This is a genomic window from Azospirillum soli (genome assembly GCF_017876165.1).
Classification (GTDB): Bacteria; Pseudomonadota; Alphaproteobacteria; order Azospirillales; family Azospirillaceae; genus Azospirillum; species Azospirillum soli.
In genome coordinates this window covers 80,147-105,940 of sequence record NZ_JAGINQ010000014.1, presented here as the reverse complement: position 1 = coordinate 105,940, position 25,794 = coordinate 80,147, and the positions used below count along the sequence as shown (strand labels likewise).

Annotated in this window: 20 protein-coding genes; 13 read left to right on the top strand and 7 right to left on the bottom strand. The window is 67.6% G+C overall.

Annotated elements, in window-relative coordinates; translation table 11 throughout:
• Positions 1-123: 123 nt before the first annotated feature.
• From J2852_RS20815 to J2852_RS20805, 3 genes are all read left to right on the top strand, one after another.
• Positions 124-1,758, top strand: a complete 1,635-nt coding sequence (locus J2852_RS20815) for a sensor histidine kinase (RefSeq protein ID WP_209879109.1) — start codon at positions 124-126, stop codon at positions 1,756-1,758.
• A 171-nt stretch (positions 1,759-1,929) separates the two neighbouring features.
• On the top strand, positions 1,930-6,735 hold the full coding sequence (locus tag J2852_RS20810; RefSeq protein WP_209879107.1) for an alpha-2-macroglobulin family protein: 4,806 nt from the start codon (positions 1,930-1,932) through the stop codon (positions 6,733-6,735).
• A 109-nt stretch (positions 6,736-6,844) separates the two neighbouring features.
• The gene (locus J2852_RS20805; protein WP_209879105.1) at positions 6,845-7,051 is read left to right on the top strand and encodes a DUF6494 family protein; all 207 of its coding nucleotides are present in this window, start codon (positions 6,845-6,847) and stop codon (positions 7,049-7,051) included.
• Here the strand turns inward: J2852_RS20805 and J2852_RS20800 are convergent.
• On the bottom strand, positions 6,976-7,284 hold the full coding sequence (locus tag J2852_RS20800; RefSeq protein WP_209879345.1) for a hypothetical protein: 309 nt from the start codon (positions 7,282-7,284) through the stop codon (positions 6,976-6,978). The genes J2852_RS20805 and J2852_RS20800 overlap by 76 nt on opposite strands.
• Positions 7,285-7,618: 334 nt before the next feature.
• Here J2852_RS20800 and J2852_RS20795 point away from each other — a divergent pair, with 334 nt between their 5' ends.
• The 5 genes from J2852_RS20795 to J2852_RS20775 all read left to right on the top strand — a co-directional run bounded on the left by J2852_RS20795 (position 7,619) and on the right by J2852_RS20775 (position 14,397).
• Positions 7,619-8,059 (top strand): MerR family transcriptional regulator, encoded by a 441-nt coding sequence (locus J2852_RS20795; RefSeq protein ID WP_209879336.1) that lies wholly within the window; start codon positions 7,619-7,621, stop codon positions 8,057-8,059.
• Positions 8,056-9,195, top strand: a complete 1,140-nt coding sequence (locus J2852_RS20790; RefSeq protein ID WP_209879103.1) for a thiolase family protein — start codon at positions 8,056-8,058, stop codon at positions 9,193-9,195. The genes J2852_RS20795 and J2852_RS20790 overlap by 4 nt, the downstream gene beginning before the upstream one ends.
• 28 nt (positions 9,196-9,223) lie before the next feature.
• A complete protein-coding gene (locus J2852_RS20785) occupies positions 9,224-11,551 on the top strand; it encodes a 3-hydroxyacyl-CoA dehydrogenase/enoyl-CoA hydratase family protein (protein WP_209879100.1) in 2,328 nt (775 codons plus the stop codon).
• 16 nt (positions 11,552-11,567) lie between these two features.
• Complete coding sequence (locus tag J2852_RS20780; protein WP_209879099.1) at positions 11,568-13,358, top strand: acyl-CoA dehydrogenase C-terminal domain-containing protein; 1,791 nt, start codon at positions 11,568-11,570, stop codon at positions 13,356-13,358.
• 391 nt (positions 13,359-13,749) lie between these two features.
• Complete coding sequence (locus J2852_RS20775; RefSeq protein ID WP_209879097.1) at positions 13,750-14,397, top strand: response regulator; 648 nt, start codon at positions 13,750-13,752, stop codon at positions 14,395-14,397.
• Positions 14,398-14,497: 100 nt separating this feature from the next.
• Here the strand turns inward: J2852_RS20775 and J2852_RS20770 are convergent, their stop codons facing one another.
• The 5 genes from J2852_RS20770 to J2852_RS20750 all read right to left on the bottom strand — a co-directional run bounded on the left by J2852_RS20770 (position 14,498) and on the right by J2852_RS20750 (position 17,871).
• On the bottom strand, positions 14,498-14,932 hold the full coding sequence (locus J2852_RS20770) for a CBS domain-containing protein (RefSeq protein ID WP_209879095.1): 435 nt from the start codon (positions 14,930-14,932) through the stop codon (positions 14,498-14,500).
• 150 nt (positions 14,933-15,082) lie between these two features.
• A complete protein-coding gene (locus J2852_RS20765) occupies positions 15,083-15,781 on the bottom strand; it encodes an OmpW/AlkL family protein (RefSeq protein WP_209879093.1) in 699 nt (232 codons plus the stop codon).
• A 161-nt stretch (positions 15,782-15,942) separates the two neighbouring features.
• A complete protein-coding gene (locus tag J2852_RS20760) occupies positions 15,943-16,413 on the bottom strand; it encodes a hypothetical protein (protein WP_209879091.1) in 471 nt (156 codons plus the stop codon).
• A 14-nt stretch (positions 16,414-16,427) separates the two neighbouring features.
• Positions 16,428-17,576: an NAD(P)/FAD-dependent oxidoreductase gene (locus J2852_RS20755; protein ID WP_209879089.1), complete on the bottom strand. Its 1,149-nt coding sequence runs from the start codon at positions 17,574-17,576 to the stop codon at positions 16,428-16,430.
• 127 nt (positions 17,577-17,703) lie between these two features.
• The gene (locus J2852_RS20750) at positions 17,704-17,871 is read right to left on the bottom strand and encodes a hypothetical protein (RefSeq protein ID WP_209879087.1); all 168 of its coding nucleotides are present in this window, start codon (positions 17,869-17,871) and stop codon (positions 17,704-17,706) included.
• A 169-nt stretch (positions 17,872-18,040) separates the two neighbouring features.
• On the opposite strand from J2852_RS20750, the gene J2852_RS20745 reads away from it, so the two are divergent.
• On the top strand, positions 18,041-19,663 hold the full coding sequence (locus J2852_RS20745; RefSeq protein WP_209879085.1) for an ABC-F family ATP-binding cassette domain-containing protein: 1,623 nt from the start codon (positions 18,041-18,043) through the stop codon (positions 19,661-19,663).
• Between the two features lie 80 nt (positions 19,664-19,743).
• On the opposite strand, the gene nirK is transcribed toward J2852_RS20745, so the two are convergent.
• Positions 19,744-20,808, bottom strand: coding sequence for a copper-containing nitrite reductase (gene nirK, locus J2852_RS20740; RefSeq protein WP_209879083.1), 1,065 nt, complete (start codon positions 20,806-20,808; stop codon positions 19,744-19,746).
• 368 nt (positions 20,809-21,176) lie between these two features.
• Here nirK and J2852_RS20735 point away from each other — a divergent pair, with 368 nt between their 5' ends.
• Genes J2852_RS20735 through J2852_RS20720 form a run of 4 tightly spaced genes read left to right on the top strand, consistent with a single transcriptional unit; the run spans position 21,177 to position 25,775 of the window.
• Entirely contained in the window at positions 21,177-21,629 is a 453-nt protein-coding gene (locus tag J2852_RS20735; protein WP_209879081.1) for a c-type cytochrome, read from the top strand.
• 16 nt (positions 21,630-21,645) lie between these two features.
• Positions 21,646-22,995, top strand: a complete 1,350-nt coding sequence (locus J2852_RS20730) for a cbb3-type cytochrome c oxidase subunit I (RefSeq protein ID WP_209879079.1) — start codon at positions 21,646-21,648, stop codon at positions 22,993-22,995.
• Between the two features lie 37 nt (positions 22,996-23,032).
• Positions 23,033-23,839 (top strand): CbbQ/NirQ/NorQ/GpvN family protein, encoded by an 807-nt coding sequence (locus tag J2852_RS20725; protein ID WP_209879077.1) that lies wholly within the window; start codon positions 23,033-23,035, stop codon positions 23,837-23,839.
• A gap of 4 nt (positions 23,840-23,843) precedes the next feature.
• Positions 23,844-25,775: a nitric oxide reductase activation protein NorD gene (locus J2852_RS20720; RefSeq protein WP_209879075.1), complete on the top strand. Its 1,932-nt coding sequence runs from the start codon at positions 23,844-23,846 to the stop codon at positions 25,773-25,775.
• Positions 25,776-25,794 lie beyond the last annotated feature (19 nt).

Below are 25,794 nucleotides of genomic sequence, written 5' to 3'. Positions count from 1 at the left end.
CGGGGAAGGATGCCGGTTACCCTTTTGGTTTAGCGTTGATATTGTATGGAGGCGTCCCGGCATCGTTGCGCATCGTCGCGAACGGGGCGGCCGGCGGAACGCATCGCGGGGCGGAATGAACGGATGAAAGCACCGGTGTCCTTTCGATGGGGCGTGTTCGTGCTGGCCGCCCTGGCTCTGGTGGTGGTGTGGGGCGGCCATGCCGAGGTGTCGCGCGGCGTGCTGCAAAACCAGACCCGCGAGGCCACCGCACAGGCCGAAATCCTGGTCCGCGCTTTCGAACGGAGCACCCACCGCACGATTCACGAGGTGGACATCACCCTGCGCGGCCTCGCCCTCGACTTCGCGGAGGGTGGGCTGGAGCATGCCCGCCGGACGATCGACCAGGGAGTCTACGATCCATCCCTGATTCATCACTTCTCGGTCCTGAACGCGGCCGGGGAGCGGATTTTCCGCAGCGAGGGCAAGGACGGCGCGGCGGATCCCGGCGATCCGGCCATGCTCGCCTTTCACCAGGGCACCGGGAAGGACCTGATGCACATCGGGCAGCCCTTCCCCGGTTCCACGACGGGGCGCCCGCTGATTCGGTTCAGCCGGCGGCTGAGCGGGCCGGACGGCAGCTTCGCCGGGGTCATCGTGGCGAACATCGACCCCGACCACCTGTCCAATGTCTACAAATACACCAACATCGGACAGAACGGGTCGGTGACCCTGATCGGGCTGGACAAGGTCATCCGCGCCCGCGGCGTGCGGCTGGGGCAGGACGGCGACGGCATCGGGACGGCCATCCCGCATTCCCGTCTGTGGGACGAACTGAGCCGGTCGCTGAGCGGCGTCTACTGGCAGACCACCAAGACGGACGGGCGTCTGCGCGCCTTCGCCTACCGCGTGGTGGAAGGCTATCCGCTGGTGGTCGCGGTGGGCGTCGCGCAAGAGGACATCGAAGCGGCGGTGGCCGACCTGCGGCGCACGATGTTCGTCATCGCGCTTCTGCTCTCCGCGTCGATCGTTCTGGTGTCGATCCTCCTGGTGGTGCAGCACCGCGCGGCGGAGCAGTTGCAGGCCGCGCTGAGCGTCAACCGCGACTTTCTCGCCCGCGTTAGCCACGAACTGCGCACCCCGCTGAACGCCATCATCGGCTTTTCGGAGGTCATCAAGGAGCAGCTCCTCGGGCCGCAGGCCGGGCCGCGTTACGCCGATTACGCCAAGGACATCCACGACTCGGGCCAGCATCTGCTGACACTCATCAACGACATCCTGGACCTGTCGCGCCTTCAGGCCGGCAAGCTGGCCCTGCATCTGGAACCGGTGAACGTCGCCGCGACCATCGAATGGGCCATGCGCATCATCGCCCCGCAGGTCGAGGCCAAGCGCATCCTGATGGACATGAGCATCCAGCCCGGCATCGGGCACGTCACCGCGGACGAGCGGGCGGTGAAGCAGATGGTGCTGAACCTGCTGAACAACGCCGTGAAATTCACGCCGGAGGGCGGTCGCGTCCTGGTGGCGGTCGCCAAGGGTACGGGCGGGCGCTGCCACGTGCGGGTGGTGGACAACGGCATCGGCATGACGCCGGAGCAGATGCGCCAGGCCCTGATTCCTTTCGGGCAGGCCTCGGCCCTGACCACGCGGGAGGGGCAGGGGACGGGGCTGGGGCTGTCCATCGTGAAATCGCTGATGGACGCGCACGGTGGCAGCCTGCGCATCGACAGCCGTCCCGGAAAGGGCAGCCAGATCACCCTGGAGTTCGCGGCGTAGTCTCCCTGCCGGGGATCGCCCGCCTTTGGGAATTGCCCGCTTTTGAGAATCGCAGGGCGTCTCCGCAAACCCATGGCGAAACGGTAAACGCTTGGGCATACTCCGCGCCGGTTTTCTAATGAGTCGTGCCGGTTGCCGAGCGCGCCGGGTGTCCGTTCCAGGGAATCTCGTATGCTGCGTGCGTTGGCGCGTGTCTGTGCCGTCCTTGTCGCGTCTTCCCTTCCCGTTGCCGCCGCCGATGCCCCGCCGGCGGAGCCGGTGCCCTTCAGCGTGTCCGGCGCCGAGGTGGTGGCCGAACGCGACGTGCCCCAGGCCTGCTTCACCTTCACCGACCGGCTGGAGAAGTCGCGCGCGGTGAACTGGCGCGATCAGGTCGAGGTGCAGCCGCTGGGCGAGGGCGTGACCTTCGACGGCGCCACGGTGGCGCGCGACCGCACGCTGTGCGTGGAAGGGCTTCAGCACGGGCAGAAATACCGGATCACCCTGCGCGAAGGGCTGCCGGGCAGCGATGGCAAGCGTCTGCCGGTCGCCGACAGCCGCGAGGTGGAGGTGCCCAACCGCAAGCCCAGCCTCGCCTTCCGGGGAGCCGGCTACATCCTGCCGCGCATCGGGACGGACGGGCTGCCGCTGCGCTCCATCAACCTGGACCGCGCCAAGCTCCAGGTCCTGCGCATCAACGACCGTTCTCTGGTTGAGAAGATCTATTTCGGCCGCATCGGCCAGCAGATGTCCGACCACGAGGTGGGCGAGATCCTCGACCGCTCCGGCCAGGAGGTGTGGCGCGGCGAGATGGCGATCAGCAACAGCCGCAACCAGGCGGTCGTGACGCCGTTCCCCATCGACGCCGTGCTGGGCAAGCTGGAACCGGGCGTCTACATCGCCGTCGCCAGCACCGAGGACATCAAGCCGGGCGGCTGGGACCACAAGGCGACGCAGTGGTTCGTGGTCTCCGACCTCGGCCTCAACACCATCGCCGGGGAGGACGCGCTGGTCGTCTTCGCGCGCTCGGTCGCCACGGCGGCGCCGGAGGCGGGGGTGGAGCTGCGCCTGCTTGCCCGCAACAACACGGAACTGGGCAAGGTGCAGACCGGCCCGGATGGGCTGGCGCGCTTCGACCTCGCCGCCCTGCGCGCCGCCGGGGCGGAACCGGCGCAGGCCCTGTTCGCCTATCGTGGCGCCGGTGATTTCGGCTTCCTCGATCTGGCCGCGCAGACGGTGAATCCGGCCGCGGCGAATCCCGCGGCGGGGAACCAGCCGCCCGCGAATGGCGCGGTCAAGCCGCTTCCGGGACAGCCGGACGCCTTCCTCTACACCGAGCGCGGCATCTACCGGCCGGGCGAGACGGCGCATCTGGCGCTGCTGCTGCGCGACGCCGACGCCAACCCGGTGACCGGCAAGGCGCTGACCCTGAAGATCCAGCGCCCGGACGGGTTCGAGGTGGAGCGCCGTCCGCTCGCCGAATCCGGGGCCGGCAGCTACGCCACGCGGATCGAGCTTCCCAACAACGCCTACACCGGCACCTGGACGGTCACCGCCCACACCGAGCCCGAGCCTGGAACCTCCCTCGGGCCGGTCGTCGGCCGCGCCGAGTTCTTGGTGGAGGACTTCGTCCCGCCGCGCCTCGACGTGGCGCTGGCGGCCGAGGCGAAGGAGCTTGCGGCCGAGGGCAAGACGACTCTGACCATCGACGGGCATTTCCTGTACGGCGCCCCAGCGGCCGGCCTGCCGGGCGAACTGGCGGTGACCCTGCGCGCGGCGGCCAACCCCTATCCGAACCTGCCCGGCTACCGCTTCGGCCTCGCCCAGGAGGAGGTGAAGCCGCAGCGCACCGACCTGCCGGGCTTCACCACCAACCGCAACGGCCAAGCCAAGGTGGACCTCAGCCTGCCGAAGCCGCCGGAAAGCACAAGGCCGGTGGAGGCGGTGGTGCGCGCCACCGTGCTGGACATCGGCGGGCGGGCGGTCAGCCGCGATCTGGTCCTGCCGGTGCGCCACCAGCCCTTCGCCATCGGCGTCCGCCCGCGTTTCGAGGGCGAGGGCGTGCCGGAAGGCGCGATGGCCGGCTTCGACGTGGTGACGGTCGGCCCGGACGGCCAGCCGGTGGACACGGCCGAGCTGTCCTACGAGCTGTTCGAGGAAGACTACGACTACGTCTGGTTCGAGGCGAACGGGCGCTGGGATTACAAGGTGACGGTGCGCGACCAGCGCGTCACCGGCGGAACGCTCGCCACCCAGGCGGCCAAGCCGGCCTCGGTCGAGGCTCCGGTCACCGCCGGGCGCTACCGGCTGGAGGTGTTCGATCCCAAGACCGGCGTCGCGACCAGCCTGCGTTTCGCCGCCGGCTGGTGGATGACCCCGACCGCCGGCGAGCGGCCGGACGTGGTGGACGTGACCGTCATGCTGCCCGCCTACAAGGCCGGCGAGACGGCCTGGGTCTATGTGAAGCCGCCCTATGAGAGCGAGGTGCTGATCGCCGTTGCCGACCGCAAGGTCCGCCACGCCTCGACCCGCCACATCGGGCCGGACGGTGCCTTCCTGGAAATCCCCGTCGATCCGACCTGGACCGGCGGCGTCTATGTGCTGGCGACCGCCTTCGCCACACCCGATCCCCAAACGAAGAACGCGCCGCGCCGCGCGGTCGGCCTGTCCTGGCTGGCGGTGGACGCCGCCCAGCGGACGCTGGGTTTGCGCGTCGGCGCCCCGGCCGAGACGGAGCCGCGCCGCCCGGTGACCGCCGAGGTGGTGGTGGACGGCGTGCCCGAGGGCCAGCCGGCCTTCGTGACGCTGGCCGCCGTCGATGACGCGGTGTTGCAGCTGACCGACCAGCACGCGCCGGACCCGGTCGAGCATTACCTGGGCAAGCGCCGGCTGGGCGTGGAGCTGCGCGATTCCTACGGTCGGCTGATCGACCCGGCGGGGATCGACCCCGCGCGCACGCGCACCGGCGCGGCGCCGCGCCTGCGGCAGGTCGGCGTCACCGTTCCGCAGAAGTCGGAGCGGGTGGTCTCCCTATTCTCCGGCGTCCTGCCGGTGGGGGTGGACGGCAAGCTGTCGGTGCCGCTGGACATCCCGGACTTCCAGGGCCGGCTGCGCCTGATGGCGGTGGCCTGGAGCGGCGGCAAGCTGGGCCGGGCCGAGTCGCAGATCCTCGTCCGCGACCCCGTGCTGGCCGACCTCGGCGTGCCGCGCTTCCTGGCGCCCGGCGACAAGGCCATGGTGCCGGTCACGCTGGACAACGTCGCCGGTCCGGCCGGCGACTACACGATCACCCTGAGCGCGAGCGGGGCGGTGTCGCTGAGCGACCCGGCGGTCGCCGTGCCAAATCTCGGCCGGGGCAAGCGCGCCGCCGCCGGCCGCGTCCTGACCGCCGAGTCGGTCGGCACGGGCTATGTGGCGCTGGACCTCACCGGGCCGAACGGCCTGCGCGTGACCCGCCAGTGGGAGGTCGCGGTGCGTCCGGCCACGCCGCCGGTCACCCGCCGCACCGTCTCCACGCTGGGGCCGGACAAGGCCGTGGCCCTGCCGCCGGACCTGCTGGCCGGGCTGCGTCCGGAAACGGCGTCGGTTGCGCTCTCGCTCGGCGCCCTGCCGGAGATCGACGTGCCGGGCCTGCTGACCGCGCTGGAACGCTCCAGCGCCGGCGGGCTGGAAACGACCGCCAGCCGCGCTCTGCCCCTGCTGTCGCTCGGCGACATGGCGGTCGCGCTCGGCATCGGGTCGGACGAGCGGGTGAAGGCGCGCGTGCAGCGGGCCGTGGACCGGGTGCTGACCTTCCAGCGGCTCGACGGCTCCTTCGCCGCCTGGTCGCCGAAGGGAGACGCCGATTCCTGGCTGACGGCCTACGCGCTGGACTTCCTCGGCCGCGCCAAGGCGGCGGGCTACCGCGTGCCGGATGCGCCCTATCGCAAGGGCCTGGACGGCATGAAGGCGGCCCTGGACAACGCCTGGGTCGAGGCGGACGAACTGCCGGGCCGCGCCTACGCGCTCTATGTGCTGGCCCGCGCCAAGATGGTCGATGCCGGCGCCGTCCGCTATTTCGAGGAGACCTTCTGGGACAAGCTGCAAACCGACTTCGCCCGCGCGCAGATCGCCACGGCGACCGCCGCGCTTGGTGACGGAGGCCGCGCGGCCGAGGCGTTCGGCCGGCTGACCGGCGCGCGCGTGGTCTCGGCGACGCTCCGCGACTACGGCTCCTCGCTGCGCGACGATGCCGGCGTGGTGGCGCTGATGGCCGAGAGCGGCGTGGACGTGAAGGAGCGGTTCGGGCAGGCCGTGGAGCGGCTGAGCAAGACCGCGGCGGCCGTGCGCACCAGCAACGCGCAGGAGCAGGCTTGGCTTCTGCTGGCCGGCAAGGCGCTGATCGACCGCGCCCCGGCGATGAAGATCGTCCAGGGTGAGCAGGTGGTGGAGGGCGCCCGGCCGCTGATCCAGCGCATCGACCCGGCGGCTCCGCCCGCCGTGAAGAACGCCGGCACCGAACCGCTGCGCCAGATCGTCTCCGTCGTCAGCGTGGCCGACACCCCGGCCGAGGCCGAGGAGCAGGGCATGACCCTGACCCGCAGCCTGTTCGACACCACCGGCCGCCCGGTCGATCCGGCCGGCGTGCGGCAGAACGACCGTCTGGTGGTGATTCTGGAAGGAGCGGCCAACGATCCCGTGGACCACCAGACGCTGGTCACCGACCTGCTGCCGGCGGGTTTCGAGATCGAACCCGTGCGCCTGACCAACAGCGCGCCGTTGGGCGAGCTGTCATGGCTGGGTGAAGTGACCACGCCGCGCCATGCGGACTATCGCGACGACCGTTTCGTGGCGGCGGTGGATCTGACCAAGCAGGCGCCGCGCTTCCGGCTGGTCTATCTGGTGCGCGCGGTGACGCCCGGCGATTTCGCCCTGCCGGGGGCGACGGTGGAAGACCTGTACCGTGCCCACCAGTCCGCGCGCACGGCGGCGGCGCGCCTGCGGGTGTTGCCGGAGTAACATTGGATTCCCCCTTTCCCACCGTTGGGCGAGGGGGAATCACCAGTGCCTGGAACCGTCGCGTTCAGCCATGGGTTTCCTTCCCGGATCCGCAGTGACGGAGGGGAGCATGAACGACGATACGTTCAACATGGATGTCCGCAAGTTTCTCAAGATGGTCGGCGTCACCTCGCAGCGCGAGATCGAGCGCTTCGTCGCCGAGGCGCTGGCCGCCGGTCAACTGAAGGGCAATGAAACGCTTCAGGCCCGCGTCGTGCTGACCATCGACGGCTTCGACTTTTTGCACGAGGTTCGGGGCGAGATCGCCCTGGAATAGGAGCCGGCGCGAGGCGGTTCCGCCCGCCCGCCCGTGCCGGGGATGGTCGCCGAGAAAATCTCCCGCTTTCCCTGCTCGCGGCGGCGGGTGATCAGCATCATGATGCCCACCACGACCGCGAAGAAGGCGGTCAGCGCCACGTAGAAGAACAGCGCCAGCCCGACCGTCATGGTGCCCAGCAGCACCATGGCCAGAATCCAGACTCCCAGCGATACGATGGCGCGTGACGACATCGGCTGTCCTAACCCGTGGCTGTCCCAACCCGTTCTGGTCCGCGCTGCGCCCGGTCGGCCGGCGGATCTTTGTTCGTGATACGAGCGTGCCATGGTTCGGTGTCGTAACGGCCCGTGGCATCCTGTCGCTGTGCGCGTGCGCCGCACCATCCTCAACATCCGAGGGTAGCGGTCGTTGCCTCTTCACGGCTGTTCGCTCCCTCCTTCCCGTCCGCTTGACAGCTAAGCGCAACCGCCTTACCTTTACGTAAACGTCAACCAATGACGTGCAAGGGAAGGGTGGAGACAGATGCCGCACACGGCGCAGGCGGACACGCATGCCGCGCGGGCAGCAATGGGCGCCGCGGGTCCGGAAGACGATGCCCGCAGCTACGCCATCGGAGAGCTGGCCGACGAGTTCGGTCTGACCCACCGCACCATCCGTCATTACGAGGATGAAGGGCTTCTCGCCCCGGCGCGCGAGGGCACCGCCCGCGTCTACAGCCACCGCGACCGGGCGCGCCTCGCGCTGATCTGCCGGGGCAAGCGGCTGGGCTTCAGCCTGGCCGAGATCAAGGACTTCCTCACCCTCTACGACGCCGACGACGCCCAGCTGGAGCAGATGCGCTTCATGCAGCGGCTCGCCCGGCGGCGCATCACCGACCTTGAACGCCAGCTTCAGGACGTCCAGCAGACGCTGGCCGAGCTTCGCACCATCGACAGCCAGATCTCCGATCATTTCCGCCGCAACGGAATCACGGAGACACCGAACAACCAGGAGGACACGCAGCCATGAAATCCGTCGTCATCGCCGGTTACGCCCGCTCACCCTTCGCCTTCGCCAACAAGGGCGAGCTGACCAAGGTCCGCCCGGACGACCTGCTGGCGACGGTCGTCGCCGCCCTGGTCGAGCGCACCGGCGTGAACCCGAACGATGTCGAGGACGTGGTCGTCGGCTGCGCCTTCCCCGAGGGCGAGCAGGGCATGAACGTCGCCCGCACCGTCGCCTTCCTCGCCAAGCTGCCGCCGACCGCGTCGGCCACCACCATCAACCGCTACTGCGGCTCGTCCATGCAGGCGGTGCATCAGGCGGCGGGCGCCATCCAGATGGGTGCCGGCGACGTGTTCATCTGCGGCGGCATCGAGTCGATGACCCGCGTTCCGATCATGGGCTACAACCCGCTGCCGCATCCGGGCCTGAAGGAGACCTATCCGGAGGCCTACTGCTCCATGGGCGTCACGGCGGAGAACGTCGCCCGCCGCTACCAGATTACCCGCGCCGAGCAGGAGGCGCTGGCCGCCGGCTCGCACGCCAAGGCCGCCGCCGCGCAGGATGCCGGCCGCTTCGCCGAGGAGATGGTGTCCATCCCAACTCCAAATGGTGGCGGCGTGGAGCGTGACGGCTGCATCCGCCCCGGCACCACGGCGGAGAAGCTAGCCGAACTGAAGCCCGCCTTTATGGCCGACGGCTTGGTGACCGCCGGCACGTCTTCCCCGCTGACCGACGGCGCCGCGGCGGTTCTGGTGACCACGGAAGACTATGCCAAGGCCAACGGCCTTCCGATCCTCGCCCGCATCCGCTCGGTCGCGGTGGCCGGCTGCGCGCCGGAGGTGATGGGCCTCGGCCCCATTCCGGCGACCGAGAAGGCGCTGAAGCGCGCCGGCCTGTCGATCAAGGACATCGACGTGGTGGAGCTGAACGAGGCCTTCGCCTCCCAGGCCATCGCCTGCATGCGCGACCTCGACATCGACCCGGCCAAGGTGAACCTGGACGGCGGCGCCATCGCGCTCGGCCATCCGCTGGGGGCCACGGGCGCCCGCATCACCGGCAAGGCCGCTTCGCTGCTGAAGCGCGAGGGCAAGCAGTTCGCGCTGGCCACCCAGTGCATCGGCGGCGGCATGGGCATCGCCACCATCCTGGAAGCGGTCTGACGGAACGGCGCTTGAGGGAGGAACGATAATGCAGATTAAACGCGCCGCCGTAATCGGTTCCGGCGTGATGGGCAGCGGCATCGCCGCCCATTTCGCCAACGCCGGCATCCCCGTGGTCCTGCTGGACATCGCCTCGAAAGAGGGCGACCGCAGCGCCATCGCCAAGGGGGCCGTGCAGAAGCTGCTGAAGGCCGATCCCGCGCCCTTCATGCACCCGAAGAACGCCAAGCTGGTCACTCCGGGCAATCTGGAGGACGACCTGCACCTGCTGGCCGAGGTGGACTGGATCGTCGAGGCCATCGTGGAGAACCCGGCCATCAAGGCCGACCTCTACACGCGCATCGATCCGGTGCGCAAGGAAGGCTCCGTGGTGTCGTCCAACACCTCGACCATTCCGCTGAACGTTCTGGTGGAGGGCCAGTCGGAGGCGTTCCAGCGCGACTTCCTGATCACCCACTTCTTCAACCCGCCGCGCTACATGCGCCTGCTGGAGATCGTCGGCGGCGAGAAGACCCGGCCCGACGCGCTGGCCGCCGTCGCGGACTTCTGCGACCGGAACCTGGGCAAGGGTGTTGTCCGCTGCAAGGACACGCCGGGCTTCATCGCCAACCGCATCGGTGTCTACTGGATCCAGACGGCGATCAACGCCGCCGTGGACCTGGGCCTGACGGTGGAGGAGGCGGACGCCATCGTCGGCCGTCCGATGGGCATTCCGAAGACCGGCGTGTTCGGTCTGGTGGACCTCGTCGGCCTCGACCTGATGCCGCACATTGCCAAAAGCCTGCTGGCGACCTTGCCGGAAAACGACGCGTACCGCGCCGCCTTCCGCGAACACCCGGTCATCACCAAGATGATCGCGGAGGGCTACACCGGCCGCAAGGGCAAGGGCGGCTTCTACCGCCTGAACCGCGCGGGCGGTCAGAAGGTCAAGGAAGCCATCGACCTGACGACCGGCGAGTACCGCCGTTCCGAAAAGGTCAAGCTGGAGAGCGTCAGCGCCGCCGGCCGCGACCTGAAGGCTCTGGCCGACTTCCCGGACAAGACCGGCCAGTACGCCCGCAAGGTTCTGGCCCAGACGCTGGCCTACGCCGCGTCGCTGGTGCCGGAGATCGCCGACAGCATCGTCGCGGTCGATGAGGGCATGCGGCTCGGCTACAACTGGAAGCACGGACCTTTCGAGCTGATCGACCGTCTGGGTACGGCGTGGTTCGCCGATCTCTGCCGCAGCGAGGGCATTCCGGTGCCGGCGCTGGTCGAAACCGCCGCCGGGCAACCCTTCTACCGGGTGGAGGACGGCAAGCTCCAGCACCTGACCACGGCGGGCGTCTACGACAATGTCGTTCGGCCGGAGGGCGTGCTGCTGCTGTCCGACATCAAGCGGGCGTCGAAGCCCGTGTGGAAGAACGGCTCGGCCAGCCTATGGGACATCGGCGACGGCGTGCTGTGCGTCGAGTTCACCAGCAAGATGAACGCGGTGGACGGCGACATCATGGCTGCCTATGGCAAGGCCATGGGCCTGATCGGCGATGGCAAGGGTCAGTGGAAGGCCCTGGTCATTCACAACGAGGCCGACAACTTCTCGGTCGGCGCCAACCTGGGCCTAGCGCTCTTCGCGCTGAACATCGGCATGTGGCCGCAGATCGAGGAGATGGTGGAGGGCGGCCAGCGCACCTACCGCGCGCTGAAATACGCGCCCTTCCCGGTGGTGGCGGCGCCCAGCGGGCTGGCGCTCGGCGGCGGCTGCGAGATCCTGCTGCATTCCGACCACGTCCAGGCGCACGCCGAAACCTACATGGGCCTTGTCGAGGTCGGCGTCGGCCTGATCCCGGCTTGGGGCGGCTGCACGGAGATGCTGGCGCGTTATTCGAAGAACCCGAAGGCGCCCAAGGGGCTGATGCCGCCCATCGCCACCGCCTTCGAGACGATCAGCCTCGCCAAGGTCGCCAAGTCGGCGGCGGAGGCCAAGGACCTGATGTATCTGCGGGCATCCGACGGCATCACCATGAACCGCGACCGCCTGCTGGCCGACGCCAAGGCCAAGGCGCTGGAACTGGCGCAATCCTACACCCCGCCCGAGAAGACCACCTACACGCTGCCCGGTCCGACCGGCCGCACCGCGCTGGAGCTGTTCCTGGAGGGCTTCGCGCTTCAGGGCAAGGCAACGCCGCACGATCAGGTCGTGTGCGGGGCTCTGGCCGAGGTGCTGACCGGCGGCAACGCCGACATCACCGAACCGGTGACCGAGGAGCGGATGCTGGGGCTGGAACGCAAGGCCTTCATGGAACTGGTGCGCACGTCGGGGACCATCGACCGTGTCGAGCACATGCTGACCACCGGCAAGCCGCTGCGGAACTAACGGGAGGAACGAAGAGATGCCGATCTACAAGGCTCCGCTGGAGGATGTGCGCTTTGTCCTCGACGAGATCGTCGGTGCGGACAAGCTGGCCCAATTACCGGGGTACGAGGATGCCACGCCGGACCTTATCAATCAGGTTCTGGAGGAAGGCGCCAAGCTGTGCGAGGAGGTGCTGTTCCCGCTGAACCAGTCCGGCGACGAGGAAGGCTGTACGTTCGAAAACGGCGTGGTGCGTACGCCCAAGGGTTTCAAGGAGGCGTACGACACGTACATCGCGGCGGGCTGGCAGGGCCTGTCCTGCGACCCGAACTACGGCGGGCAGGGGCTGCCGAAGCTGGTCAACACCATGCTGGAGGAGTTCATCTGCTCCGCCAACCTCAGCTTCGGCATGTATCCGGGCCTGTCGCTGGGCGCCTACAACGCCCTGTCCATGTACGGCTCAGAAGAGTTGAAGCAGCGCTTTCTCGGCCGGCTGGTGGACGGGACGTGGTCGGGCACCATGTGCCTGACCGAACCGCACTGCGGCACCGACCTGGGCCTGATCCGCACCAAGGCGGTCCCGCAGGAGGACGGCAGCCACAAGATCACCGGCACGAAGATCTTCATCTCGGCCGGCGAGCATGACCTGACCGAGAACATCCTGCACCTCGTCCTGGCGCGCCTGCCCGACGCGCCGGCCGGAACGCGTGGCATCAGCCTGTTCCTGGTGCCGAAGTTCCTGCCCAAGGACGACGGCACCCCCGGCCCGCGCAACGGCGTCGCCTGCGGTTCCATCGAGCACAAGATGGGCATCAAGGCGTCCTCGACCTGCGTCATGAACTTCGAGGACGCCACCGGCTGGCTGGTCGGCGAGCCGCACAAGGGCATGCGCGCCATGTTCGTGATGATGAACGCGGCGCGGCTGGCGGTCGGCATCCAGGGGCTGGGGCTGGCCGAGGTCAGCTACCAGAACGCGGTGAACTACGCGAGGGAGCGCCTTCAGGGCCGCTCGCTGAAGGGGGCGAAGCATCCGGACAAGCCGGCCGACCCCATCATCGTGCACCCGGACGTTCGCAAGAACCTGCTGACCGCCCGTGCCTACACGGAAGGTGCGCGCGCCCTGGGCGCCCTGGTCGGCTACCACCTCGACGTCGCGGAGCGGCACCCCGATCCCCGGACCCGCAAGGAAGCCGACGAGTTCGTCCAGCTGATGACGCCCATCGTCAAGGCGCTGTTCACCGACATCGGCTTCGACGCGGCGAACATCGCGGTGCAGGTGCACGGCGGTCACGGCTTCATCTGGGAAACCGGAGTCGAGCAGTACGTCCGTGACGCCCGCATCTGCCAGATCTACGAAGGCACCAACGGCATCCAGGCGCTGGATCTGGTGGGCCGCAAGCTGGGCCAGGACATGGGGCGCCTGCTGCGCCGCTTCTTCCACCCCGTGGCGGCGGACATCGAGACGGATATGGAGAAGGAGGAGCTGGCCGAGTTCGCCCTGCCGCTCGCCAAGGCCTTTGCCAAGCTGCAGCAGGCCACGGCCATCATCGCCCAGAAGGGCCTGAAGGATCCGGAGGAAGCCGGAGCGGCGGCCAGCGACTATCTGCGCCTGTTCGGGCTGGTGGCGCTGGGCTGGATGTGGCTGCGGATGGTCAAGGCGGCGCAGGCGAAGCTGGCGGCCGGGGAGGGCAACGCGGCCTTCTATGACGCAAAGGTCAAGACCGCCCGATTCTACATGGCGAAGCTGCTTCCGCAGACCAACGCCCTGTTCATCACCATCATGGCCGGCGCCAAGCCCTTGATGGAATTGGAAGACGCCGCCTTCTAAAGTTGTCTCACTTCTAGTCCTATTCCCTTGGGCTGGGTTTGGTGTATCCTGCACCGAACCTGGCCTTTTTTCGTAGGGATAAGGTCTGGTTGTGTTGGGGCGTCTCGGCCTTAAGATGGCGCCTCTCGTTTTTTAGGCTACCTCGTCTTTGTCTGGATGCTTTCGGGTTGCGACCGGTTCTCCATCCAAGACGGAATGCCTATGAGTGTGACTAAGGTTAAATTCGGGTTGTTCAGGCACACCGAATTGTGGTACATCTGAATAGACATTACACTAGATATGGCCTTTTTATATCTTTTGTATTTGCGGCATATGATGGTTGAAAGTGGGCTTCATTCTTTCCGAAGCCACATGGCGGAACGTTGAAGCACTGCGTACGGGGGCATCGCTCATGAGAATCCTGATCGGAGACGACCATGTGCTTTTCCGGGAGGGATTGCGCAGGCTGCTGGAGCAGCTGAAGGAAGGCGCCACATTCCAGGAAGCCAGCAACTTCGATGAGCTTCTTGAGATGGCTGGCAAGGGTGAGAAGTACGATCTCGTCCTGACCGATCTGCGCATGCCGGGCTGGCCGGGCTTTTCCGGCATCCAAATGCTTCGCGAGAAGCAGCCGGAGTCCAAGGTCGTCGTCGTGTCGGCGTCAGAGGCGCACCACGACGTGCGCGACGCGCTGGAGCACGGTGCCGCCGGCTATATCCCGAAGTCGTCCAGCGTGAAGATCATGCTGAGCGCGCTCGATCTCATCTTCTCGGGCGGTGTGTACGTGCCGCCGACCGTGCTGCGCGAAGGCGGGGAAACGGAAGCCCGTGGTGGTACCATGGTGCCGCCGGCCGACCCGCAGCTGGAGCAGCTCCTCACCCAGCGCCAGCGCGAAGTGCTGGACCGTCTGCGCGAGGGCAAGTCGAACAAGCAGATCGCGCATGAGCTTGGCCTGTCCGAGGGCACGGTCAAAATTCACATGACCGCGATCTTCAAGTCCCTGGGCGTGCGCAACCGCACCCAGGCGGCCATGGCCTTCCCGCAGTCGCACTCCGCATAAACGAGAACTCGCGGCCCGGGAACTCACGACCAACAAAAAGCCCCGCCGGCGTTGCCGCGGGGCTTTTTGTTTTCCGGCGGCCTTTTGGTTCCGGCGTCTGTCACCGTATGGTGGCGACGTAGCCGCGCAGCGATTCGACCTCCAGTTCGGCATCGTCCAGCCGGGCCTTGACCACATCGCCGATGCTGACGAGGCCGACCAGCCGTCCCTCGTCCAGGATGGGGACGTGGCGGATGCGGCGTTCTGTCATCACGGCCATGATCTGCGACACGGTGTCGGTCGGGCGCCCGGTGACCAGTTCGCGGGTCATCAGTTCGGACGCGGCGCGGTTCAGCGCGTCGGCGCCTTCGGCGGCCACGGCGCGGACAATGTCGCGCTCCGACAGGATGCCGGCGGGGGTGCTGTCGCCCCTCATCACCAGCACGGCACCGATCCGGTGCTGGGCAAGCTTGCGGGCGACCGCCGCCACCCGGTCTTCCGGGTTGGCGGTGACGATGGTGCTGCCCTTCCGTTTCAAGACGGCGGCGACATGCATGGCGCTGGACCCTCCCTCGCGATGATCGCGTGGGACGATGCTCCCCCAGCGGCAGCCTCGGCGGAAGGTGCAAAAAAGGAAGGGCCGGGCACCCCGAAAGGAGTACCCGGCCCGTTTCCCGTCTTCTGAAACCGATTCTTGCGGAACCGATTAGAAGCGGTAGCCGACGCCGATGCCGACCAGCCACGGGTCGATGCGGACGTCCGACTTGACCGAAACGGCGTTGTTGACGGAAGCGGTGACGTCCGTCTTCAGGAAGATCTTCTTCACGTCGAAGTTCAGCGACCAGTTGCCGACCAGAGCGACATCGACACCGGCCTGCAGGGCCCAGCCGAAGCTGTTCTTGTAGTTGGTGCTGGTGACGCTGAAGCCGTCGGCGTTGCGGCTGTTGGCGGCGTCCTCGTTGTAGAACAGGGTGTAGTTGATGCCGGCGCCGATGTACGGGCTGACGCGCTCCTTCGGGAAGAAGTGATACTGCGCGGTCAGGGTCGGCGGCAGCAGCGACACCTTGCCGATGTTGATGTTGTTGCCGGTGATGAGCGAACCGGAAACCTTGTGGCGGCTGGTGCCGGCGATCAGCTCGGCCGCGATGTTGTCGGTGAAGAAGTAGGAGACGTCGAGTTCCGGAATGTAGTCGTTCCCGACGTTGGCCTGACCGATGCCGGAGTTGAACGGCGCGCCGGCGTCCAGGGTGCCCTTCTCCTGCGGCAGGACGGCGACGGCGCGGCCGCGGATCAGGATGTCACCAGCGGACTTGCCCTTGAAATCCTGGGCCAGCGACGGGGAGGAAACGGCGGCGAGAGCCGTGGTCGCCAGCAGGGCGGCGGCGGCGCGCTTCAGGAAAGTCATAGGGTTCGCTCCAAGGCAAAGATTTGGATATCGCTGATATTTTGGCGTATGCCTGGAGGGGTATTACCAGAATTTTTTTAGGGTTGCTACAGAACCGCAACCAAATCGTCGCATTGCGACCGTCACGCAACAGTGGCGAGATGTCGCATGGACAGGTTCGCTCAGGGAGCCGGATTGCGCGGCGCCGGTGGTGTCTGTTGGGGAACCATGGCGATGCAGTTCTGCACGATGACGTAGCATTGGCCGAGCCGCGACGTTCCGCTGGACGCACCACCATAGACGATGCGTTCAACGGCGCCGTTGCGCAGAGTGAAAGTCGCCTCGCAATCGACGCTGGCGATGTCGGCGGGCCAGCCGTATCCGTAACCGTAATAGCGCGGCCCCCAGTAGCCGCCGTACCCGCCCCAGCCCGGATAGGAGACGAGCCGGCCGCTCTGGTAAGTGAAATACTCCAGGTTGCCGGCCGTGGCCTGCCGGTCCGGCACCCCGGCGCAGGAGAGCAGGGTCTGTTTCGGCATGCCGACCAGCGCGTTCTGCGCGTACATCGCCTGATCGGCGGCCGGGTTGGCGCAGGCCGCCGCAAGTCCGGCCGCGAACATCCCCGGAATTGCCCTGCGCCAAGCCTTCGTCATACCCGATCCCTCCCTCACTCACGCCGAAGCCGGGACGGCGCCAGGTCGGCGGCGCTGACGCCGAGCGCGGCGACCTCCGGCGGCAACGCGCCGCCGGTCGCCAACGCGGCGGCGGTGCGGCCCATGGCCGGGGCGGTCTGGATGCCGTAGCCGCCCTGTCCGGCCAGCCAGAAGAAGCCCGCCGCCTCGTCGTCGAAGCCGGCGACCGGCACCTTGTCGGCGACGAAGCTGCGCAGGCCCGCCCATTTGTGCGCGATTCTCCGAACGGAAAAACGGGCCGCCTGTTCCATGCGGTCGATCGCGACGGCGATGTCCAATTCCTCGGGCTGCACGTCGCAGGGCTCCACCGGGGTCTCGTCGGCGGGGGACAGCAGCAGACGCCCGGCGTCGGGCTTCACGTAGAACTGCTCGTCCACGTCGATGACCATGGGCCAGCCGTTCAGCCCGCCGGCTTCGGATGGATCGGCGAAGACGGGATCGAAGGTGATGGCGGTGCGCCGCTTCGGCACCAGCCCGATGGGCCGCACCCCGGCCAGTTCCGCCAGCGCGTCCACCCAGGCGCCGGCCGCGTTGACCAGCACGGGGGCCGCGAACACCCCCGCCGGAGTCGTCGCCACCCACAGCCCGTCGCGCCGCTCCACCGCCCGCACGCCGGCATCGGTCACCACGCGCCCGCCGCGCGCCTTCAGCCCGCGCAGATAGCCGGTGTGGATGGCGTGGACGTCGATGTCCATGGCGTCCGGCTCCCACACGGCGCCGGCCACATAGTCGTCGCGCAGGAAGGGCGCGCGGGCCAGCGCCCCGGCGGCGTCGAACCGCTCCACGGACGGGGTCAGGCGCCGGCCCTCGGCGAAGGCCTCGTCCAGCGCCGCCGTCTGGTCGGCCCGCCCGATCAGCAGCACGCCGCGCGGAGTCAGGAGCGGATGTTCGGTGAAGCCCTCCGGCGGGGCGGTGTAGAAGTCCCAGCTCGCCACCGTCAGGGCGCGGACCACCGGATGCCCGTAGGTCTGCGTGTAGAGCGCCGCCGACCGGCCGGTGGAGTGATAGCCGGGCTGCGGCTCGCGCTCCAGCACCAGGACCGACCCGTGCGAGGCCAGCTCATACGCCGCCGAAGCCCCGGCCATGCCGGCGCCGACCACCAGGAAATCAATGCGCTCCACCATGCTCCCTTCCCCGGCTCGCTGGCCGGCGTTCTATTTGTCGCGGGGGAATCCTGGCGCGCGGCCCGCCGATTGGCAATGACGATTGGCAATGGGGATCCCGGCCAAGCCCGTCACAGGCCCAACCGGATCAGGCCGGGTTCATCGGTTCGGTCGGTTGGACGGGGGCATCCTCGGGATCCGCCGGCGCGGCCGGCACGGGCTCCTCGTCCTCTTCCTCGGGATGACGGCCCAGGCAGGACCCGTCGGGGCGGGCGAATGGCGACACGGGCGGAGGCGCGGTTCGGCGGGGCGTCATGGGGCATCCTCTCTTCACGTCAGAACACCGGTCACGCGACATCGTCGCGGGAGGATGCCGAAAGCACGTTTTCGCCGACGCGTTTTCGCTGACACGTCGATCAGGACTCCATCGCGGCGCGCATCCTGTGGCATAAGGGGCCGCCAACGCCATAGGAACCCAGCCGCACATGATCCGCTTCGACAACATCAGCAAGCAGAATGGTCACCAAATCCTTTTTCTCGAAGCTTCCGCGGCGCTGAACAGGGGTGAAAAAGTCGGTCTCGTCGGTCCCAATGGCGCGGGCAAGACGACTCTGTTCCGGATGATCGCCGGCGAGGATTTGCCGGATGCTGGCCAGGTGTCGATCGAGAAGCAGGTTTCGATTGGCTATTTCAATCAGGATGTCGGCGAGATGTCCGGCCGAACCGCCGTCGCGGAGGTCATGAACGGGGCCGGACCGGTCAGCGCCGTGGCGGCGGAATTGGCGGACCTCGAAGCGGCCATGGCCGATCCCGACCGCGCCGACGAGATGGACGCGATCATCGAACGCTATGGCGAGGTGCAGGCGCGCTTCGACGAACTGGGCGGTTACGAGCTGGAAGGGCGGGCGCGGGAAGTGCTCGCCGGGCTCAGTTTCAGCCAGGAGATGATGGACGCCGACGTGGGCGCCCTGTCGGGCGGCTGGAAGATGCGCGTTGCGCTCGCCCGCATCCTGCTCATGCGGCCCGACGCCATGCTCCTCGACGAGCCGAGCAACCACCTGGACATCGAAAGCCTGATCTGGCTGGAGGGATTCCTGAAGGGCTACGAAGGCGCCCTCCTGATGACCTCGCACGACCGCGAGTTCATGAACCGGATCGTCACCAAGATCATTGAGATCGACGGCGGGTCGCTGAACAGCTACTCCGGCGATTACGCTTTTTACGAGCAGCAGCGGGCGCTGAACGAAAAGCAGCAGCAGGCGCAGTACGAACGGCAGCAGGCCATGCTGGCGAAGGAGCTGAAGTTCATCGAGCGCTTCAAGGCCCGCGCCTCGCACGCCAGTCAGGTGCAAAGCCGGGTGAAGAAGCTGGACAAGATCGAGCGTTTCGAGCCGCCGAAGCGCCGCCAGGTGGTGACGTTCGACTTCCCCCCGGCGCCGCGTTCGGGCGAGGATGTCGCGGTCCTGAAGAACGTGCACAAGGGCTATGGCAGCCGGACCATTTACGAAGGGCTCAACCTGACGATCCGCCGCAAGGAGCGCTGGTGCGTCATGGGCGTCAACGGTGCCGGCAAGTCGACGCTCCTGAAGCTGGTGGCGGGCTCGACCGAACCGGACACCGGGACCGTCACCGTCGGCGGCAGCGTCCGGATGGGCTATTTCTCGCAGCATGCCATGGAACTGCTGGACGGCGACAAGACGGTGTTCGAATCCCTGGAAGCGTCCTTCCCTCAGGCGAGCCAGGGATCGCTGCGGGCGCTGGCCGGCTGTTTCGGCTTTTCCGGCGATGACGTGGAAAAGAAATGCCGCGTCCTGTCCGGTGGGGAAAAGGCCCGCCTCGTGATGGCGACCATGCTGTTCAACCCGCCGAACTTCCTGGTGCTCGACGAGCCCACCAACCACCTCGATCTCGACACCAAGCAGATGCTGATCACGGCGCTGTCCGCCTACGAAGGCACCATGCTGTTCGTGTCGCACGACCGGCATTTCCTGGCGGCCCTGTCCAACCGGGTGCTGGAACTGACGCCGGAGGGCATTCACCAGTACGGCGGCGGCTACACGGAGTATGTGGCGCGCACCGGGCAGGAAGCACCCGGACTGCGCGGCTGATCCGGCGCTTATTTCCGGTCACCGACGAAAACAGGGAGGCGGGGGATCGCCCCGCCTCCCTGCCTGCGCGCCAAGCGTCTTCAGTGCTCCATTTCACCGAGTTGCTTGCGGGAGTCGCCGGTCTTGTCCTTGATGATGCTGTCGTCGGCGGTGCCCTCGACCTCCAGGATGCCGATCAGGCCCTTGGTCGCGCGGCTCAGCGCGTGATCGACCAGGGCGTACTTGCCCGGATAATCGACCTTGAACTCGACCATCGTCGCGCCGCCCGGCGCGACCGTCACGGTCTGCACGTTCTTCTGCGGCGTGGTCTCCAGGTCGCCCATGTTGTGGACGCGGTCGAAGATCTCGCCGATCACATGGAAGGAAGAGGTGAAGTTCGGGCCGCCGACGCCGAACCAGATGCGCACGGTCTCGCCCACCTTGGCCTTCAGCGGCTTGTCCTTGACCAGACCGCCCACGGCGCCGTTGAACACCAGGTAACCGGGCTTCTCGTTCACCAGCCCGTCATAGTCATCCTCGGCGGTCGGCAGGTTCTTCGCCTTGGCGGCGTAGATTTCCTGCTGCATGACGTAGAATTCCTTGTCGACCTTCGGCAGGCCGGCTTCGGGTTCGACCACGATCAGGCCGAACATGCCCTTGGCGATGTGCTGGGCGACCATCGGCGTGGCGCAGTGATAGACGTAGACGCCGGGCGCCATCGCCTTGAACGAGAATTCCTTGGTCTGGCCCGGTTCCGCCTGGGTGATCTGGCCGCCGCCCAGGAAGCCGGTGGCCGCGTGGAAGTCCACGGAGTGGTTCATGTTGGAGTTCGGCGCGTTGGTCATCGACACGTTGACCGTGTCGCCGACGCGGACGCGGAGCATGGGACCCGGAACCTTGTTGTTGAAGGTCCAGTAGGTGTAGGTGGTCCCGTCGTCCAGCTTGGCCTCGACCTCGGTCGTGGTCAGGACGACGTCGTGGGTCTTGGGCGCGCGCTTGCCCGCCGCTTCCTGCGCCGGGACCGCCGCCGGGTCCTGGACGATGTTGACCGTCGGCTCCTTGACCTTCGGATCGGCGTACAGCGTGGTGGCCGATGCGGCGCCGACCCCCGATAACGTCAGGAGGGCAATGGCGCTGGCCGTGGCGAGGAACGTCTTGGTCTTCATGATGAGATCCAGGAAGTGTGTTGCTTTCTGAAGCGATCATCACTGAAGAAGGCCCGCTCTTACTTGACCGTTGTCAAGAATACTGGGGACCGCGTGCTTATACCTCTTTTGTGTCACAGTTATCCTTTATTTCAGATATATCGCGAATTTTTCTGAAAACCGGCCGGTTTGCACCCGGTGGGAACTCTCCCCGTGGCGTCACGTTCCACGCGCGTGTTCGGTTCAGGAGCCCGGTTCAAAGGCTTGGTCGGCGAAGCCGGTCGGGTGCACCCAACCCTATCCGTTTGTGCCATGGCCGTATCGCTGCTTTTGCGTGTTTACTTGTGCTGATACGCAATTCTGCCGCATAACGACGCAAGGGGGAGGTGATGGCGGAGCGGTTTACGAAGTCCGCGGCGCGGAACATCTTCTACGGCGGGTCGCTCTTCTTCTTCGTTACCTTCGTCGCCCTGACGATCCACAGCCACTACTACATCCGCACGTCCAGCACGGACGAAGCGACGCTGAGCGACAGCGTCGCCCGCGGCAAGCATGTGTGGGAGAAGAACGCCTGCATCAACTGCCACAGCATCCTGGGCGAGGGCGCCTACTTCGCCCCGGAGCTTGGCAACGTCTGGGTCCGCTACGGCGGCCGCGAGGACGCTGAGGGCGCGCGGACCGCGCTGATCGCCTGGATGCAGTCGCAGCCGAGCGGCGTCGAGGGGCGCCGCCAGATGCCGCAGTTCAACCTGACCGACCAGGAATTGAACGACCTCGTCGACTTCCTCGAATGGACCAGCCGCATCGACACGCAGGGCTGGCCACCGAACAACGCGGGCTGAAGGGGAGAGCCGCGGCATGAAATACGCCACTCAACGCATCGCCTACTGGTACTTCGTCTGCGCGATGGTGCTGTTCGTTGTCCAGGTGCTGGTCGGCACGCTCGCCGGAACCGTCTACGTCCTGCCGAATTTCCTGTCGGAGATCCTTCCCTTCAACATCCTGCGCATGATCCACACCAACGCGCTGATCGTGTGGCTCCTGCTCGGGTTCTTCGGTGCGGCCTACTACCTGATCCCCGAAGAGGCGGAGCGCGACATGGAGAGCCCGGCGCTCGCCTACGTCCAGCTGGCCATTCTGATGGTCGGCGCGCTCGGCGCGGTCATCGGCTACACGCTGGGCATCCACGAGGGCCGCGAGTTCCTGGAACAGCCGCTGTGGGTCAAGATCGGCATCGTCGTCGCCGCGCTGATCTTCCTCTACAACGTCTCGCTGACCGTGTTCCGGGGGCGCCGGACGGCGATCACCAACGTCCTGCTGCTGGGCTTGTGGGGCGTCGCGATCTTCTTCCTGTTCGCCTTCTACAACCCGGCCAATCTGGCGCTGGACAAGCTGTACTGGTGGTACGTCGTCCATCTGTGGGTCGAAGGCGTGTGGGAGCTGGTGATGGCCTCCATCCTCGCCTTCCTGGTCATCAAGATGACCGGCGTGGACCGCGAGGTGGTCGAGAAATGGCTGTACGCCATCGTCGGTCTCGCCCTGTTCTCCGGCCTGCTGGGCACCGGCCACCACTATTATTGGATCGGCGCGCCGGGCTATTGGCAATGGATCGGCTCGCTGTTCTCCACGCTGGAGGTGGCGCCCTTCTTCGCCATGGTGGTGTTCGCCTTCACCATGGCCTGGAAGGGGCGGCGCGACCATCCGAACAAGGCCGCCTTCCTGTGGACGCTGGCCACGCCGGTCTTCGCCTTCTTCGGCGCGGGCGTCTGGGGCTTCCTGCACACGCTGTCGTTCGTCAACTATTACAGCCACGGCACCCAGGTCACGGCGGCGCACGGGCATCTGGCCTTCTTCGGCGCCTATGTGATGCTGAACCTGACGATGATCACCTACGCCATGCCGAACCTGCGCAACGTGGGGCCGTACAACCAGCTGCTCAACATGTGGAGCTTCTGGATCATGACCTCTGCCATGGCCTTCATGACCTTCACGCTGACCTTCGGTGGCGTCGTCCAGATCCATCTGCAACGCGTGCTGGGCATGACCTACATGGAGGTGCAGGAGCAGCTGGCCTTGTTCTACTGGATGCGCCTGGGCTCCGGCGTGTTCGTGGTGATCTCGGTGCTGATGTTCGTCTACGCGATCTTCGGACCGGCCCGCGTGCAGGTGCCCGCGCGCACCCAGCCCTCCGTGGCCCCGGCTGAATGATGGGAGCTGAATGATGGCGGCGGGGCCGGAGCAAACCATGGAAGGGCCGGGTGGGGAAGGGGCGGCTGGGGCCGCTCCCTTCTACGCGCCGACCGGCAACGAGGTGGCGCTGTTCGAGCACGCCTACGGCAACCGGCTGCCGCTGCTGCTGAAGGGGCCGACCGGCTGCGGCAAGACGCGCTTCGTGTCGCACATGGCGGCCCGGCTGGGGCGTTCGCTCCACACGGTGTCCTGCCACGACGACCTGACCGCCGCCGACCTGACCGGCCGCTATCTGCTGAAGGGCGGCGACACCGTCTGGACCGACGGCCCCCTGACCCGCGCGGTGCGCGAGGGCGCCATCTGCTACCTGGACGAGGTGGTGGAGGCGCGCAAGGACGTGACCGTCGTTCTGCACCCGCTGACCGACGACCGCCGCCTCCTTCCCCTGGAGCGCACCGGTGAGCTTCTGGAAGCCCCGCCGGAATTCATGCTGGTGGTCTCCTACAACCCCGGCTACCAGAACATTCTGAAGTCGCTGAAGCCCAGCACCCGCCAGCGCTTCGTCGCCATCGAGTTCGGCTTCCCGCAGCCCGAGGCCGAAACCGCGATCGTGGCGCAGGAAAGCGGGCTGGAGCCTGATCGGGTCGCCCCGCTGGTCCGGCTTGGCAACGCCCTGCGCGCGCTCAAGGGACAGGATCTTGAGGAGGGAGTCTCCACCCGCCTGTTGGTTTACTGCGCCTCGCTGATCCGGTCGGGCATGCCTCGGGACGAGGCGATTCTGGCCGCCATGATCGAGCCGCTGACCGACGACCCGGAGGTCAAGAAGGCGCTGCTGAGGGTCGCCGAACTGACGCTGGGGTGACGGCATGGCCTCCATCTGGGAACCCGAGGAGTTCGTCGGTGAACTGTGGCACCGCCTGATCGGGGACGCCGCGTCCTACCCCCGTCATCCGGAGGCGGCGGTCCGCCTGGACGAGATGCGGACCCGCCTGGGCGTGCTGTTCCGCGCCCTGGGCGGTCCCGGCGCCGTCCGTCTGGCGGGCGCCGCCGCCGAGGCGTCCGGCCATCGCCTCGGCCTGAAGCAGCGCCTCGGGCTCGGGACGGAGAAGCTGGAGCGCGCCCGTTACGACGGCGTCACCCTTCAGCTTCCGGACCGCATTGACCTCTTCCCGTCCCGCGCGGACAACGCCGCGCTTTACGAATGGCTCACCGCCTTCCTGGCCCACGCGGCACCGGCGGAGGCGCGGCCCGATCCCCTCCAGGCCGATCTGGCGCGGCTGCGCGCTGCCCGCGCGGCCACGCGCCGCGCCCTCGCGGCATGGCCGGGCCTCCGTCCCCTCCACGAGCGGCTTGCCCGAGCCATGCTCGCGGCCCGGCCGAGGCGGCGGCTGCGCGGGCAGGAGGCGGCCATCGACCATGCGGTCACGGTTCTGATGACCGCATCCGAGACCCCGCCCGATCCGGGAACCGAGGCGGCCGCCCTGACGGCCGCCGTCCTCGACCCGGCGATGTCGCTCGACCGGTTCAAGGCGGCCCCCGGCTACCGCCCGTTCCTTCCGGTGCCGCTGTGGGGCGAGATGTCCGCGCCGCCGGAAGGGAGCGCCCCGCCCAAGGATGAGGAGGAGGAAGGCGGCGGCGGGGCGGAGGGCGACGGCAAGCGCCGCAAGGCCAAGCGCCGGGACAACGACCAGACCCGGCGCGACGACCCGCTGATGCTGAACCGCTTCGAGAAGATCCTCGGGCTGGCCGAGATGGTGAACCTCAACCGCAAGGTCGAGGACGACGACGAGGAAAGCGCGCGCAAGGCGGCCGAGGATCTGGACGAGATCGCCGTGGGCCAGCACGAGCGCAAGGCGTCGACCAAGCTCAAGCTCGATCTCGACCTGACCTCCGACGAGACCGACGTCGAGCCGCTGCGGGCCGAGATCACCTATCCGGAGTGGGACTGGAAGCGCCGCCGCTACCATCCCGACCACTGCCGCGTGATCGCCGAACCCGCCGCGCTGGAAGGGGAGGAGTGGCGGCCCGACGACGACGCGCTGCGCCGCATCCGCCTCGTGCGCCGCCAGTTCGAGGCCATGCGGCCGCGCCGTCAGGTGATGACCGGGCAGCCGGACGGGGACGATCTCGACCTCTCCGCCCTGGTCCGCGCGGTGGCCGACCGGCGCGCGGGCGGCGTCGGCTCGGACCGGGTCTTCACGGCGGTGCGCAACGTCGCCCGCGACCTGTCGGTGTGCGTGCTGGTGGACGTGTCCCTGTCCACGGACAGCTACATCGAGGAGCGCCGGGTCCTGGATGTCGAGAAGGAGGCGCTGTTGGCGCTGACGCACGGGCTGGCGGCCTGCGGCGACGAGCACGCCATCCTGACCTTTACCTCGCATCGGCGCCATCGGGTGGACGTGCGCACCGTGAAGGACTTCGAGGAACGCCTGGACGCCCGCGTCGTGCGCCGCATCCAGGCGCTCAAGCCGGGAAGCTACACCCGCATGGGAGCGGCGCTGCGCCACGCGACGGCCTGCCTCAAGGACCGCCCGCACACGCACCGGCTGCTGCTCGTGCTGACCGACGGCAAGCCGAACGACACGGACCATTACGAGGGGCGTTACGCCATCGAGGACACGCGGGTGGCCGTCCAGGAGGCGCGCCGCGCCGGGTTGAAGCTGTTCGGCGTTACGGTGGACGAGAAGGGGCGCGACTACCTGCCCTACATCTTCGGTCCCGGCGCCTACGCCATCTTCCCGCACGTCGCGCGCCTGCCCTCGGCGCTGCCCGCCATCTACCGCCAATTGACCGGATGACCGATCACGGAAGGGAAGC

Bases quoted from the DNA above. Each gene is read 5' to 3' on its own strand.
- J2852_RS20815 (WP_209879109.1), top strand. From the start codon at position 124: ATGAAAGCACCGGTGTCCTTTCGATGGGGCGTGTTCGTGCTGGCCGCC.
- J2852_RS20810 (WP_209879107.1), top strand. From the start codon at position 1,930: ATGCTGCGTGCGTTGGCGCGTGTCTGTGCCGTCCTTGTCGCGTCTTCC.
- J2852_RS20805 (WP_209879105.1), top strand. From the start codon at position 6,845: ATGAACGACGATACGTTCAACATGGATGTCCGCAAGTTTCTCAAGATG.
- J2852_RS20800 (WP_209879345.1), bottom strand. From the start codon at position 7,284: ATGTCGTCACGCGCCATCGTATCGCTGGGAGTCTGGATTCTGGCCATG.
- J2852_RS20795 (WP_209879336.1), top strand. From the start codon at position 7,619: ATGGGCGCCGCGGGTCCGGAAGACGATGCCCGCAGCTACGCCATCGGA.
- J2852_RS20790 (WP_209879103.1), top strand. From the start codon at position 8,056: ATGAAATCCGTCGTCATCGCCGGTTACGCCCGCTCACCCTTCGCCTTC.
- J2852_RS20785 (WP_209879100.1), top strand. From the start codon at position 9,224: ATGCAGATTAAACGCGCCGCCGTAATCGGTTCCGGCGTGATGGGCAGC.
- J2852_RS20780 (WP_209879099.1), top strand. From the start codon at position 11,568: ATGCCGATCTACAAGGCTCCGCTGGAGGATGTGCGCTTTGTCCTCGAC.
- J2852_RS20775 (WP_209879097.1), top strand. From the start codon at position 13,750: ATGAGAATCCTGATCGGAGACGACCATGTGCTTTTCCGGGAGGGATTG.
- J2852_RS20770 (WP_209879095.1), bottom strand. From the start codon at position 14,932: ATGCATGTCGCCGCCGTCTTGAAACGGAAGGGCAGCACCATCGTCACC.
- J2852_RS20765 (WP_209879093.1), bottom strand. From the start codon at position 15,781: ATGACTTTCCTGAAGCGCGCCGCCGCCGCCCTGCTGGCGACCACGGCT.
- J2852_RS20760 (WP_209879091.1), bottom strand. From the start codon at position 16,413: ATGACGAAGGCTTGGCGCAGGGCAATTCCGGGGATGTTCGCGGCCGGA.
- J2852_RS20755 (WP_209879089.1), bottom strand. From the start codon at position 17,576: ATGGTGGAGCGCATTGATTTCCTGGTGGTCGGCGCCGGCATGGCCGGG.
- J2852_RS20750 (WP_209879087.1), bottom strand. From the start codon at position 17,871: ATGACGCCCCGCCGAACCGCGCCTCCGCCCGTGTCGCCATTCGCCCGC.
- J2852_RS20745 (WP_209879085.1), top strand. From the start codon at position 18,041: ATGATCCGCTTCGACAACATCAGCAAGCAGAATGGTCACCAAATCCTT.
- nirK (WP_209879083.1), bottom strand. From the start codon at position 20,808: ATGAAGACCAAGACGTTCCTCGCCACGGCCAGCGCCATTGCCCTCCTG.
- J2852_RS20735 (WP_209879081.1), top strand. From the start codon at position 21,177: ATGGCGGAGCGGTTTACGAAGTCCGCGGCGCGGAACATCTTCTACGGC.
- J2852_RS20730 (WP_209879079.1), top strand. From the start codon at position 21,646: ATGAAATACGCCACTCAACGCATCGCCTACTGGTACTTCGTCTGCGCG.
- J2852_RS20725 (WP_209879077.1), top strand. From the start codon at position 23,033: ATGGAAGGGCCGGGTGGGGAAGGGGCGGCTGGGGCCGCTCCCTTCTAC.
- J2852_RS20720 (WP_209879075.1), top strand. From the start codon at position 23,844: ATGGCCTCCATCTGGGAACCCGAGGAGTTCGTCGGTGAACTGTGGCAC.